Below are 12,602 nucleotides of genomic sequence, written 5' to 3'. Positions count from 1 at the left end.
GACATTGATATGAAAAGGGGCAAATGGGAGATAAGAGGGGGATTTCATGGTGAGTACAATAGCTAAAAAGCGGGGGTTTGGCGCTGTCTTATGGGATTACTTAACGACGGTTGACCACAAAAAAATTGCCATACTATATTTAGTGGCAGGGGGATTTTTCTTTTTAATTGGTGGCCTGGAAGCGATGATTATCCGTATTCAGCTAGCCATCCCTGAAAATGATTTTGTGAGTGCAGGGTTTTACAATGAAGTCATGACGATGCATGGAACAACGATGATTTTCCTTGCAGCAATGCCGCTTTTATTTGCATTAATGAATGCGGTTGTACCCATTCAAATTGGTGCACGTGACGTAGCGTTTCCATTTGTGAATTCACTTGGTTTTTGGCTGTTCTTTTTCGGAGGTATTTTCTTAAACCTTGGATGGTTTATGGGCGGAGCACCTGATGCAGGCTGGACTGCCTATGCGTCGCTCACGCTGAATTCAGAAGGGCACGGCATGGATTTCTATATTTTAGGGTTGCAGATAGCGGGTATTGGTACGCTAATTGCCGGAATCAACTTTCTTGCAACGATTATTAATATGAGAGCGCCAGGTATGACGTATATGAGAATGCCGCTCTTTACCTGGACGACGTTTGTGGCATCTGCACTAATTTTATTCGCATTCCCGCCGCTGACAGCAGGGCTTGCGATGCTGATGCTTGATCGAATGTTTGATACGAGCTTTTTTAATCCAGAGCTCGGAGGAAATACAATCATCTGGGAGCATTTGTTCTGGATTTTTGGACACCCAGAAGTTTATATCTTGATTTTGCCGGCATTTGGGATTTTCTCTGAGATCATTCCAGTGTTTGCAAGAAAAAGATTGTTTGGTTATTCGTCCATGGTGTTTGCGACTGTATTAATTGGTTTCCTTGGATTCATGGTGTGGGCGCATCACATGTTCACAACAGGACTTGGTCCAATTGCCAATGCGATCTTTGCCGTTGCCACAATGGCGATTGCGGTGCCAACTGGAATTAAAGTATTTAACTGGTTGCTCACCATATGGGGCGGTAATGTGAAGTTTACAACGCCGATGCTATATTCAGTTGCGTTCATTCCGTCATTCTTACTTGGCGGTGTAACCGGCGTCATGCTTGCAGCAGCAGCAGCGGATTATCAGTTCCATGACACGTACTTCGTTGTGGCGCATTTCCACTATGTCATTATCGGTGGTGTGGTCTTCGGTATTTTAGCAGGTGTGCATTATTGGTGGCCGAAGATGTTTGGGAAAATACTGAATGAGAAGCTTGGGAAAATTGGCTTTGTGCTGTTTTTCGTCGGTTTCCATTTAACGTTCTTTATCCAGCATTTTCTCGGTCTTTGGGGCATGCCGCGCCGAGTCTTTACATTCTTGCCAGGTCAGGGTCTAGACCTTGGGAACTTGGTGAGTACGATTGGGGCACTGTTCATGTTTGTAGCAGTTGTCATCATGCTGATTAATATCATCTGGACGACAGCAAAAGGGGAGCGTGTATCGGGCGATCCTTGGGGAGATGGAAGAACGCTTGAATGGGCAGTATCTTCACCTCCGCCAGAATATAACTTTAAGCAGCTGCCTCTTGTACGGGGACTTGATCCATTATGGATTGAGAAAATGGATGGTAAAAAAGGAATGACAGCATCTGAACCGCTCGATGATATTCACATGCCGAATAATTCCATCTTGCCTATCATTATCTCATTCGGTCTATTTGTGTCAGCGTTTGGTTTTATGTATCGTCAAGAGCACAGCTGGGGTCTACCGGTGATCTTCATTGGTCTTGGCATCACGTTTGCGACCATGCTCGTTCGCTCTCTTAAAGATGATCATGGATACCATATTCACAAAGAAGATTTGACGGATGACGATGACAAAGGGGTGAAAGCATAATGGAACCACAAAAAATGACAGCGGAAACCTTTCCGGCTTCTCCTGAGAAAGCCACGTTAGAAGGAAAGAATAAGTTCGTCGGGTTCTGGTTGTTTCTTGGGGGAGAAACGGTCCTGTTTGCATCTTTGTTTGCCACTTATTTGGCGCTGAAAAATTCAAATGCAGGCGGCGCAACAACAACTGAAATGTTTGACCTCACACTTGTCTTTATTGCCACAATGCTTCTGTTAACGAGCAGTTTAACGAGTGTGTATGCTATGTATCATATGAAAAACTTTGCCTTTAAAAAAATGCAGCTTTGGCTAGGTGTAACCGTTCTTTTAGGTGCTGGATTTTTAGGGGTAGAAATTTATGAGTTTTATCATTATGTGCATGCGTATGAATTTACCATTACGAGCTCTGCACTTGGCTCTTCCTTCTATACGCTTGTTGGAACACACGGGGCTCACGTCGCATTTGGACTTTGCTGGATCACCGCTCTGATGATTCGGAATATGAGACGCGGTCTAGATTTATACAATGCACCAAAATATTATGTGGCGAGCCTTTATTGGCATTTCATTGATGTTGTGTGGGTCTTCATCTTTACCGTTGTATATTTAATGGGAATGGTGGGATAAGAATGGGAAATAAAAACACAAATCAGTCCAAAGTCGATCTTGTCTATCGGAAAAAGAAAAATGCCGAAGAAATGAAGCATCAGCTCATTTCTTTCGGCTTGATGATTGGTTTAACGTTTGTTGCCTTTTTAACAATCGCCTCTGAAGACGTCGGAAATTGGTTCGCTGTCCCTTTTATTTTACTGCTTGCAGTGATTCAGGTGGCTTTTCAGCTTTATTATTTTATGCACATGAACCAAAAAGGGCATGAAACACCCGCGTTGTTTCTTTACTCAGGTGTGTTTGTCGCGTTTATTACCGTTTTAGCCTTTTTGACCATTATTTGGTGGTAAGCTCGCTTTGCCCTTGAAGGAGGCGCAGCAATGGAAAACTTAGAGATATTTGGATTTCGTGCATTATGGAGTCCTTACTATTTGACATGTATTGTAGTAGCAGCCACTTTTTATCTGCTTCTCGTGACGAAGGGAAAGCACCGTGCGACGGTGAAAGAGAAAACGCTGTTTCTCACGGGGCTTGTGTTGCTTTATGCAGTGAAGGGGAGCCCGATTGATTTAATGGGGCATATTATGTTCAGTGCGCATATGGCGCAAATGGCAGTGCTCTATTTGGTCATCCCGCCGCTTCTTATTACAGGTTTACCTGCGGCGATTTGGGAGCGGATCATTCAAACACGGGGTATTCAGCCGATTTTCCGCTTGTTTTCTAAGCCGTTGATTGCCTTGCTCGGATTTAACGGGTTGTTTTCGCTGTATCATATTCCGCTTGTGTTCGATTTTGTCAAAACAGATCCGTTTTATCACGCATTGATGACGGTTGTCATTTTTATCGCTGCCTTTTTCATGTGGTGGCCGCTTGTCCATAAAGTGCAAAGTCAGCCGCAGATTACGGGCATTTTAAAGCTTGGATATATTATGGCAGATGGGATTTTAATGACACCTGCCTGCGCACTCATTATGTTTAGTGAAGCGCCTATCTATGCCACTTATTCAGATGCCGGCGCATGGATACAAGCACTGCACCTATGCGTACCGAGTGATATGCTTGCTGGTCTTGCGCTTACGGGACCTGACATGTTTCATACATTGCCGCTGCTAGAAGATCAGCAGCTAGGTGCTATTTTGATGAAAATCATTCAAGAGATTGTATACGGATCGATTCTTGCTGTTGTCTTCTTTGACTGGGCGAGAAAAGAAAGAGCGAAAGATGCTGTACCAGATGCGCTCATTCCGAAATATGAATAAATGAAAAGCACAGCCGCAGGGGCTGTGCTTTTTATGCTTCAGCAGTTATCGCTTCTAGTTTTTCTTTTAATTGGTTCAGCGTTTTTTTGCTTGATTGAATAAGAGATTTAGGGAAATCTTCGCCTTCTCCATATTCAACACCATGTGGATAATAGTGTTTTCCAAGTAAAGGTGTCAGCAGCTGGATGTGGGCTTTTTTGGAGCCAACATCTCCCTCAGTGGCGTAGCCAGAGATCCGTAAGTAAAACGTCCCCTCTACCATGTTATACTTCCTGTCGTACGTCACACGCTCATAATCCCATTGATCGGCTCGTACAAATCCTTCACTTTCCATAATGAAATCCAATTTATTTAAGTCAGCTGATACCTTCTCAATCCCCGTACCTTCAAACTTCACCCAAAACCCCTCCTTATAAAAATTCCCTTTACTGACAATCATAGTATGAAAGCGTTAAACTTTCAACTGTGAAAGGTATGTTCTTTTATAAGCTGGTTACAGTAATAAAGAAAATAACGGATGGAGGAATCAACGTGAAAACGAAAAAAATCAAAGATATCATGACGAAAAAAGTAGTGACGTTGCAAAAGGACGACAATGCGTATGAAGCGGCAGTCAAAATGAAAGATGCTGACATTGGTGCCATTCCAGTAGTCGACGGAGATCAGCTTGTTGGTATTGTCACAGACCGCGACCTTGTACTTAGAGGTATTGCTGAGAAAAAGCCGAACTCACAAGAGGTTGGTGCCATCATGACGAAGGAAGTTTTGACAGCTGAAGAAGATGCAACCCTAGAAGAAATTGTCCGGTTGATGTCAGAACATCAGCTCCGCCGTATCCCGGTTGTCAAAAATGGGGCACTCACAGGAATCGTAGCCCTTGGGGATTTATCAGTTGAAGATTTATCAAACGATCGTGCAGGTGATGCTCTGACGGAGATCTCTCAACAAGACCAGGATCATGGCCAAGGATTTCTTCATTAGGAGTGGCATATTTTAAATTCGTGTTAAATAGGCTGTATTGTCGTTGATAAATGGAGCAAGTTTTGTTTAAATGACAGTAGAAGGTACTTTTTGTACCTTGCCAATTTAACGGAGGTGTTTATTTGAAAACTGTGCTGAAAACACTCTTCATCCTCCTGATTATATCTGGAACGTACGTTCTGTTTATTCAATATGGATCTTCACCAGAAAAAGAAAACAGCAATGAGCCGAAGGTGTCTAATGAAGAAACATCTAGCGATAAGCCGATCAACATTCCGAAAAAAGGGCTCATGTCCTTTATGGGGAAGTCTTCAAACGAAGTGCTTAAACAGCTAGGGGAACCAGATCGCATTGATCCTTCCGCATATGATTATGACTGGTGGATATACAATCAATCGAAGAAACACTATATTCAAGTAGGGGTAAAGGACAGTAAAGTGGTGACCTTGTTTGCGACAGGGGATGGGCTGAATGTTGAGCCGTTTAAAATCGGTCAAGCCACAAGTGAAGTGTTTAAAAAAACACAAATCGCTCCTTACATTCATGTAGAGGACGAGGGAAATTCATATCGCTTTGAATTCTCAGAAGATGATATGAATACCAGGCCGACGGTGAAAGTGGGAGATGATGTGTATGTACAGCTCTACATGGATAAGTTTGAAAGCACTCTTTCGAGCATTAGAGCCTTTAACGCAGATACATTTGTCAAACAAAAGCCGTATGAAGTCGTCTATCGAGGCCAATTAATTGAACCTGAGGCGATATCAGGTGAAAAATGGAAGGATATTGAAGCGTCGAGTCAAAAACAAATTTTTGATATGACCAATATTATCCGCCATAAGTACAAACTGCCGACCTTAAAGTGGGACGATGAAACCTCTGAAGTGGCATTCATGCATAGTGAGGACATGAAAGATCATCATTATTTCTCCCATGAATCTAAAAAATACGGCACGCTGAAAGACCGGTTAGAAAGAGGCGAGGTCGCATTTCAGCTTGCGGGGGAAAACATTGCATATAATTATGTTGATGGCCCTGCAGCTGTAGAAGGCTGGCTGAATAGCGAAGGTCACCGGAAGGCATTGTTAAATCAAGATTACACGCACCTTGGCGTTGGTGTGAAAGAAAAGTACTATACACAAAACTTCATTAAGAAAACGTCTTAATCCTCTAAACAGCTGCGCACAGATAGCGGCTGTTTTTTTATGAAAAGGGCTCACCAAAATAGACCCAGATGTATATAGTATAGTAGGCATTTGTATGGGGGGTGAGGATATGACAAATAAGCAAAAGCAAACATCCATTGATGAATTTAAACAGTTCGTCAGACGCCATCCGAAATTAATTCAAGAAGTGCAGACGCAAGAAAAAAGCTGGCAAAGTTTATACGAGAATTGGGTCATGTTTGGTGAGGAAGATGACATGTGGTCTCCTTACCGTCAAACACAAACGGAAGAAGCAAAAGAAGAAAAAGCCACTAAGCAAAGTGAACCGGGAAAAGCAGATTTTATGTCTAAAATGGTTTCTGCAGTGAAAAAAATGGACACTGATCAAATGAATGAACAAATTAATAAAATGAGCCAGTCTATTTCCTCTTTACAAAGCTTACTCGGTCAATTTTCATCAAATGGCTCAAAGAAGGGTTCATCTGGAGGCAGCCAGCACCCATTCTCCTTCAGGAAAGATTAATTGAAAGGGGATGCTTTTGGTGCGGAGAGAAGTACAAGAGTTTGTCATGGCCGAAGAGGATCGAATCAAATTCATCAGGCAGCGCCCACTCTGGTATAGACAGTTAACGCGGCATCCTGAAAATGTCACTTCGTTTGAATTAGATAAAATGAACTTTTACGAAAAAACCATTCCTCATCGTGTAAGCCAGTTGAGCAATAGTGTCCAAATGGCTGAAATGATGATCCAGATGTTCCAAGCAATGCGCAATCAAAATGGAGCCGGGTGAGGCTTTTTTTGAGTTGATTAAGATGTCTATTTCATGAGCATCCTATGAAAGTAGACGAAAGGAGAATCAGAACATGAAATGGATGCTGTCAATATGCGCATTGCTTTTTCTTCTCACCGGATGTCAAAGTCAACATGATCAAGAGCAAGTAACTAGGCAAGAACCAGCAATACCAGTCATGCAGCAGACGCAAAGTGAAATGAAGCAGCAAGGCTTTTTAAAATACAAAGTGCAGGGATCTGTTGTGTATATAGAAAGTACACTTCAAGATTTTCACCTTGAACCTTCACCCTTGAAAAAGGATAAGAAGGCGGGGTATTTTACTGTGTATGTAGACGGGAAACGGGCAGGCAATGAGTATACTGCGGCGTTTGTGGTCAAGCACCTTTCAAAAGGAAAGCATAAAATGACCGTTGTGCTAAATTCTCGTCACCCTGAATATAAGCAGAAAAGAGAGACATGGGATGTATTTGTCACGTAAAAGCATTTTCTGATCCATAGGTTTCGTGGTAAACTATGAATTGGAGGTGCAACATTTATGTATGCGACAATCGAATCTGTGGAGCTCCAAGAGGAAGCAAATCAATTGGCTGCCATGATTCTTCAGTCGGAGGAGGCTGAACATTACCGCAACTGCTTTAAGCGTCTCCAGCAAGACGAAGAAGCCCAACAAATTATTGCCCATTTTACAAAAGTAAAAGAGCAATATGAAGATGTGCAGCGGTTCGGCAAATACCATCCGGACTATAGAACGATCTCAAAAGAAATGCGTGAGGTCAAAAGAAAGCTAGATCTTCACGATACAGTGGTTGATTTCAAAAAAGCAGAAACAGCGATTCAATCCATCTTAGATGAGATTAGTATTGAAATCGGTCAAGCTGTATCAGCATATATTAAAGTTCCAACAGGGAACCCATATTTTGATGGTCTATCATCATGCGGCGGTGGCTGTGGATCAGGAGGCAGCTGTGGCTGTAAAGTATCTTGACGAGACTTGAACGTCTCGTCTTTTACATAATGAACGGAAAGAATTGAAAAGCGGCAGGTGAAAAGATGGATACCAAACGTCAAGGGATGGTCGTTTGGCTGCATTCGTTAAAGCAGTCAAAAGCGCTAAGGAAATTTGGGAATGTTCACTATATTTCAAGGAAAATGAAATATGCAGTGATTTATTGTGATATGAATGATCTTGAGCGCCACATGGCAAAGCTCAGTTCATTGCCATTTGTGAAACGTGTTGAGCCTTCCTATAAACCTTTTATTAAATTAGAGTACGAATCGAAATTGGACAAAGCAAAAGAGTATGACTATAAGGTGGGCTTTTAAAGACACAAAAAAACCCCCGCGGCATCACCCGCGGGGTCCTTCTATTCTTAATGATTCATTAAGGAGAAGGCAAAGGGAGAGGAGAAACCGGAGGAAGAACTTATGGGGAAACGTAAGTCTTCTCCGCGGTTGGCAACAGCACCACATCAGATGCTGTTAACAGTAGTATGACCCTCTCTTTTGTGATCTATACATAGAAAATGAATGGAATTCAGTGCATTGTCCCATGTGGAGTGGATATGGTAAGATAATGTTGAATTTTTTGTCATCAAACAATATTCAATAGATGCAAGCAGAAAAAGTGGTGGAAAAATGAGAGTGATTTCTGGAACAAAAAAAGGCCGCACGCTGAAAGCCGTACCCGGCCAATCAACAAGACCAACAACAGATAAAGTAAAAGAATCCATTTTTAATATGATTGGACCGTATTTTGATGGGGGATGGGCCCTTGATTTATTTGCTGGAAGTGGTGGTTTAGGTATTGAAGCGCTTTCTAGAGGGTTCGATCATTGTATATTTGTGGATCGAGATATGAAGGCGATTCAGACGATTAAAGGCAACTTGAATCAATTGTCGCTGATGGATCAAAGTGAAGTGTTTCGAAATGATGCAAACCGTGCACTCGCTGCTGTAGTGAAGCGAGAAGAATCTTTTCAAGCCATCTTCCTTGATCCGCCGTATAAAGATCAAAAGTTGAAAGCACTTCTTGATACGATTGATGAGCATTCCTTATTAGCAGATGATGGCGTCATTGTGTGTGAGCACGATAAAGATGTGACACTGCCAGAGGAAGCAGGACAGCTACATATCTCAAGGCAGGAAATGTACGGAATGACTGGCATTACGATCTATAGAAAGCGGGGAAATTAAAGCATGGGGAATATAGCCGTTTGTCCGGGTAGCTTCGATCCAGTCACATTGGGCCATTTGGATATTATCAAAAGAGGGGCAAAGATTTTTGATGAAGTATATGTGTGCGTCCTTAATAACTCGTCAAAAAAGCCGCTTTTTACTGTTGAAGAGCGATGTGAACTCATTCGTCAAGCAACAAAGGAGCTACCAAATATCAAAGTGGAATCCTTTCATGGACTGCTCGTTGATTATGCGAAACAAAAAGAGGCGAAAGTCATTTTGCGCGGACTTAGAGCGGTGACGGACTTTGAATACGAGATGCAAGGGACATCAATGAACAAAGTGTTGAATGATGACATTGAAACGTTCTTTATGATGACGAATAATCAATACTCCTTCTTAAGTTCAAGCATTGTTAAAGAAGTAGCGAAGTATCATGGATCAGTCAAAGAGCTTGTACCGCAAGAGGTCGAAGCTGCGCTGAAAGAAAAATTTAATGGATGAGTGCATTGTGCACTCATCCATTTTTTAATTTCTGATAATAGAGCGCAATATACACGATCAGACTGAACAAGGTGATGAGAGGACCAGCAGATACAAGCTGATTCCATAAAACGCTGCTAAACATCACGACTTGCTCGCTTGCTTCAAATGCCCCTGCTGGAAGCGCCATGTCTGCTTTAGAGACATAAAGGGGTTTGAATAACAGAAAGGCAAAGACGGCTGCGTAAATACCGTGAAGCAAACGGGCGAAGAAAAACGGTTTAAAGCGTATATCGGTTGCTGCCAAAATGCCGGCTACCTGAGCTTGAACGGAGAATCCGCTAAATCCTAAAATAAAGCTGACCACAATTGTTTTAGCGAGCAGGGAAACCTCTTGTGATCCTGTGAGCTGACTTCCTAATGTGATTTCAAATAGACCCGCAATCATGGCTAGATCTAATTCTGGCGGAAGATGCATCGTTATCAGTATATAACCGATCCCGATAGAGAGAAGATCTGTTACATGCACAACAGCGAGCATTTGACTAAAGACAGAAAATAAAATGATAAAGCCGCCAATCATAAAGAGCGTTTGAACAGATGACATGACAGCGTCACTTAATATTTGGCCAAGTGGTCTTTTTTCTGCGAGTCTTGCCGTATGAAGAGCGCTGAATGCTTCTCGAATTGGAGGCAATAAAAATCCTTTTCGGCTTCTGAGGTGCGCATCATGACGCGCTTTATATCCACGCATCGTCACCCCAACCGCGAGATTTCCTAAATAATGTGCACAGGCTAACACAATGCCTAAAGCTGGGTGATGAAAAAATCCTACAGCCACTGCTCCAAAAATGAACAAAGGGTTTGAAGAATTGGTAAATGACACAAGGCGTTCTGCTTCAATTCTTGTCAGCTGTCCTTCCTGCCGAAGTCTTGTCGTCAATTTAGCGCCAGAAGGAAAACCAGAGGCCATTCCCATCGCTAGTACAAATCCGCCGACACCAGGCACCCGAAAGATAGGCCGCATAAATGGCTCTAATAATACGCCGACAAATCTGACAATCCCGAAACTGATTAATAGCTCGGACAAAATAAAAAAAGGTAGCAGCGATGGAAAAACCACTTCCCACCACATTGCAAGTCCATTTTTCGATGCTTGCAAAGAGGCTTGTGGATGTGTAATCACAGTGGCTGTTAAAAAGATAAAAAAAGCAGCGATGAACAGAGTGTTCCATTTTTTCATGTAGATGTCGCCCCTTGCCGTTATAATCTATTGGCGAGCTCGTGATTAAAGAAAAAGAGATGCTAGCCGAGCCTGTCTTCTATTACTATACGATGAGAAGGGGCATGTTTAGACCTATAGATTCGTATATATGCATAGAAAGAGGAGGGTGGATTCATGAAACGACCGATTATCGGGCTTGCGCTGGGCTCCGGGGGTGCCAGAGGGATGGCGCATATCGGGGTTTTATCTAGTCTTGAGAAACAAGGAATTCAGGTGGATATGATCGCAGGAAGCAGTATTGGTGCTCTTGTGGGGAGCTTTTATGCAGCAGGACAAGACGTAGAAAAAATGAAAAAACTTGCACTTGTCTTCAGAAGAAAGTATTATGCTGACTATACACTGCCAAAAATCGGTCTGTTAAAAGGAAATCGAATTTTGCAGCTGATTCACACGTTTACATATGGGAAGAATATTGAAGAAATGCGCGTGCCTCTTGCGATTGTTGCCTGTGACCTTCAGACAGGGGAGAAGGTTGTGTTCAAAGAAGGGTCTGTCTCACAAGCAGTCAGGGCAAGCATTAGCATTCCGGGTGTGTTTGTTCCGCATGAAATAGGCGGCAGGCAATTGGTGGATGGAGCGGTAGTGGACCGCATTCCTGTCTCTGTTCTGAAAGAAATGGGGGCAGACCTCATTATCGCCTCTGATGTATCAAGGGTGAAAAAAACAGAAAAGGCAACGAGATTATCGGATGTCATTATGCAAAGTTTGGACATCCTTCAAAATGAATTGGTTCGTCACCAAACCATTCATGCAGATCTCATGATTCGGCCGAAGCTCGAGACCTTTAGCTCTAGTACGTTTACACAGGTTCAAGAAATGATTGAAGCAGGTGAACTCGCCGCCGACCAACTAAGAGAAAAACTGAAAGATGTCATTGATAAATGGGAGTGTTAATCGAATGAAAAAATTAAATATTCGCTGGCTCAGCTTTTTTGCTGTTGTTCTAGTCTTATTTGGCTTAACTTTTGTGAAACTGCCCTATTACGTCACAAAGCCAGGTGATGCAACAGAAATTGCGCCACACATTCAAGTAGACGGAGGATATGGCGAGAAGGGCAGCTTTTCTCTTATGACCATTAAAGTAGGTCCAGCCAATCCATATACGTATTTGCTTGCAAAAATGAACAAGTATGACGAAATCGTTCCAGAAGAAAATATTAAAGCGGACGGAGAGTCTGATGAGGATTATATGAAACGGCAGCTGCAGCTCATGAAAAGTTCTCAAGAAAATGCGATGATTGCCGCTTATACAAAAGCGGGGAAAAAAGTAGATTATACGTTTAATGGGGTATATGCGAGCTATGTGATGAAAGGAATGCCTGCATATGGGAAGATTGAAGTTGGCGATAAGATCAAAAGCGTCGACGGCCGTACATATGAGTCAGCAGATAAAATGGTTTCGTATATTAGCAGTAAAAAAGCAGGCACTGCTGTCCGTTTTGTACTTGAACGTAATGGCAAAGAAATCACGCAGAACGTGACGTTAAAACCATTTAAAGAAGAGCCAAAACGAGTGGGAATTGGCGTATCATTATTTACAGACCGTTATGTGAAAGTGTCTCCTTCTGTGAAAGTGGACATCGAAAACATCGGCGGTCCATCGGCTGGTTTAATGATGTCACTTGAAATTTACAATCAGCTGACAAAAGAAGATGAAACACATGGCTATGCGATCGCAGGGACTGGAACGATTGATGCAGATGGTACAGTCGGACCGATTGGCGGAATTGATCAAAAGGTTGTTGCAGCAGACAAAGCAGGAAAAGACATCTTCTTTGCACCGAATGATAAAGGTGACCCAAACTCTGACTACAAAAATGCAGTCAAAACAGCAAAAGATATTAAAAGTGATATGAAAATCGTTCCTGTGGATACCATGCAGGACGCACTAAACTATTTAAACAATTTAAAAGAGAAAGCATCATAAAAAGAGCAGCCT

General features: G+C 42.4%; 17 protein-coding genes. 15 read left to right on the top strand and 2 right to left on the bottom strand.

Going from position 1 to position 12,602, the window contains the following annotated elements; genetic code table 11:
* The first annotated feature begins 46 nt into the window (after positions 1-46).
* The 4 genes from ctaD to ctaG are packed head-to-tail and all read left to right on the top strand — an operon-like array spanning position 47 to position 3,779.
* Positions 47-1,918: a cytochrome c oxidase subunit I gene (ctaD, locus tag ACSBQP_RS05560; protein WP_007499823.1), complete on the top strand. Its 1,872-nt coding sequence runs from the start codon at positions 47-49 to the stop codon at positions 1,916-1,918.
* The gene (gene ctaE / locus ACSBQP_RS05555) at positions 1,918-2,538 is read left to right on the top strand and encodes a cytochrome c oxidase subunit III (RefSeq protein ID WP_007499822.1); all 621 of its coding nucleotides are present in this window, start codon (positions 1,918-1,920) and stop codon (positions 2,536-2,538) included. The genes ctaD and ctaE overlap by 1 nt, the downstream gene beginning before the upstream one ends.
* 2 nt (positions 2,539-2,540) lie before the next feature.
* Positions 2,541-2,870 (top strand): cytochrome c oxidase subunit IVB, encoded by a 330-nt coding sequence (gene ctaF / locus ACSBQP_RS05550; RefSeq protein ID WP_003211520.1) that lies wholly within the window; start codon positions 2,541-2,543, stop codon positions 2,868-2,870.
* A gap of 30 nt (positions 2,871-2,900) precedes the next feature.
* Positions 2,901-3,779 carry a cytochrome c oxidase assembly factor CtaG gene (gene ctaG / locus ACSBQP_RS05545; protein ID WP_017359380.1) on the top strand — a complete coding sequence of 293 codons (879 nt, stop codon included), beginning with the start codon at positions 2,901-2,903 and terminating at the stop codon, positions 3,777-3,779.
* Positions 3,780-3,810: 31 nt separating this feature from the next.
* On the opposite strand, the gene ACSBQP_RS05540 is transcribed toward ctaG, so the two are convergent.
* Positions 3,811-4,176, bottom strand: coding sequence for a YugN family protein (locus ACSBQP_RS05540; protein WP_008345035.1), 366 nt, complete (start codon positions 4,174-4,176; stop codon positions 3,811-3,813).
* Positions 4,177-4,337: 161 nt separating this feature from the next.
* Between ACSBQP_RS05540 and ACSBQP_RS05535 the strand changes: the two genes are divergently transcribed.
* The 9 genes from ACSBQP_RS05535 to coaD all read left to right on the top strand — a co-directional run bounded on the left by ACSBQP_RS05535 (position 4,338) and on the right by coaD (position 9,399).
* The gene (locus tag ACSBQP_RS05535) at positions 4,338-4,760 is read left to right on the top strand and encodes a CBS domain-containing protein (protein WP_034646433.1); all 423 of its coding nucleotides are present in this window, start codon (positions 4,338-4,340) and stop codon (positions 4,758-4,760) included.
* A gap of 122 nt (positions 4,761-4,882) precedes the next feature.
* Positions 4,883-5,926: a CAP domain-containing protein gene (locus ACSBQP_RS05530; RefSeq protein ID WP_008345031.1), complete on the top strand. Its 1,044-nt coding sequence runs from the start codon at positions 4,883-4,885 to the stop codon at positions 5,924-5,926.
* Positions 5,927-6,035: 109 nt separating this feature from the next.
* A complete protein-coding gene (locus tag ACSBQP_RS05525; RefSeq protein ID WP_108611210.1) occupies positions 6,036-6,449 on the top strand; it encodes a YlbD family protein in 414 nt (137 codons plus the stop codon).
* A 19-nt stretch (positions 6,450-6,468) separates the two neighbouring features.
* Positions 6,469-6,717, top strand: coding sequence for a YlbE-like family protein (locus ACSBQP_RS05520; protein WP_017359376.1), 249 nt, complete (start codon positions 6,469-6,471; stop codon positions 6,715-6,717).
* 73 nt (positions 6,718-6,790) lie between these two features.
* Positions 6,791-7,198 (top strand): hypothetical protein, encoded by a 408-nt coding sequence (locus ACSBQP_RS05515; RefSeq protein ID WP_035392159.1) that lies wholly within the window; start codon positions 6,791-6,793, stop codon positions 7,196-7,198.
* Between the two features lie 57 nt (positions 7,199-7,255).
* Positions 7,256-7,705, top strand: a complete 450-nt coding sequence (locus tag ACSBQP_RS05510; protein WP_007499807.1) for a YlbF family regulator — start codon at positions 7,256-7,258, stop codon at positions 7,703-7,705.
* Positions 7,706-7,770: 65 nt separating this feature from the next.
* Positions 7,771-8,043 (top strand): YlbG family protein, encoded by a 273-nt coding sequence (locus ACSBQP_RS05505; protein ID WP_008345023.1) that lies wholly within the window; start codon positions 7,771-7,773, stop codon positions 8,041-8,043.
* Between the two features lie 312 nt (positions 8,044-8,355).
* Entirely contained in the window at positions 8,356-8,913 is a 558-nt protein-coding gene (gene rsmD / locus ACSBQP_RS05500) for a 16S rRNA (guanine(966)-N(2))-methyltransferase RsmD (protein ID WP_007499805.1), read from the top strand.
* Between the two features lie 3 nt (positions 8,914-8,916).
* Positions 8,917-9,399 carry a pantetheine-phosphate adenylyltransferase gene (coaD, locus tag ACSBQP_RS05495; RefSeq protein ID WP_007499803.1) on the top strand — a complete coding sequence of 161 codons (483 nt, stop codon included), beginning with the start codon at positions 8,917-8,919 and terminating at the stop codon, positions 9,397-9,399.
* A gap of 13 nt (positions 9,400-9,412) precedes the next feature.
* Here the strand turns inward: coaD and ylbJ are convergent, their stop codons facing one another.
* Positions 9,413-10,621, bottom strand: a complete 1,209-nt coding sequence (ylbJ, locus tag ACSBQP_RS05490; protein ID WP_017367185.1) for a sporulation integral membrane protein YlbJ — start codon at positions 10,619-10,621, stop codon at positions 9,413-9,415.
* Between the two features lie 156 nt (positions 10,622-10,777).
* On the opposite strand from ylbJ, the gene ACSBQP_RS05485 reads away from it, so the two are divergent.
* Positions 10,778-11,557 carry a patatin-like phospholipase family protein gene (locus tag ACSBQP_RS05485; RefSeq protein WP_046343476.1) on the top strand — a complete coding sequence of 260 codons (780 nt, stop codon included), beginning with the start codon at positions 10,778-10,780 and terminating at the stop codon, positions 11,555-11,557.
* 4 nt (positions 11,558-11,561) lie between these two features.
* A complete protein-coding gene (locus tag ACSBQP_RS05480) occupies positions 11,562-12,590 on the top strand; it encodes a SepM family pheromone-processing serine protease (RefSeq protein WP_017367187.1) in 1,029 nt (342 codons plus the stop codon).
* Positions 12,591-12,602 lie beyond the last annotated feature (12 nt).

Origin of the sequence: Bacillus sp. G402, from assembly GCF_051172515.1 — a bacterium.
Lineage (GTDB): Bacteria > Bacillota > Bacilli > Bacillales > Bacillaceae > Bacillus > Bacillus altitudinis.
This window is presented reverse-complemented; position numbering and strand designations above follow the sequence as displayed.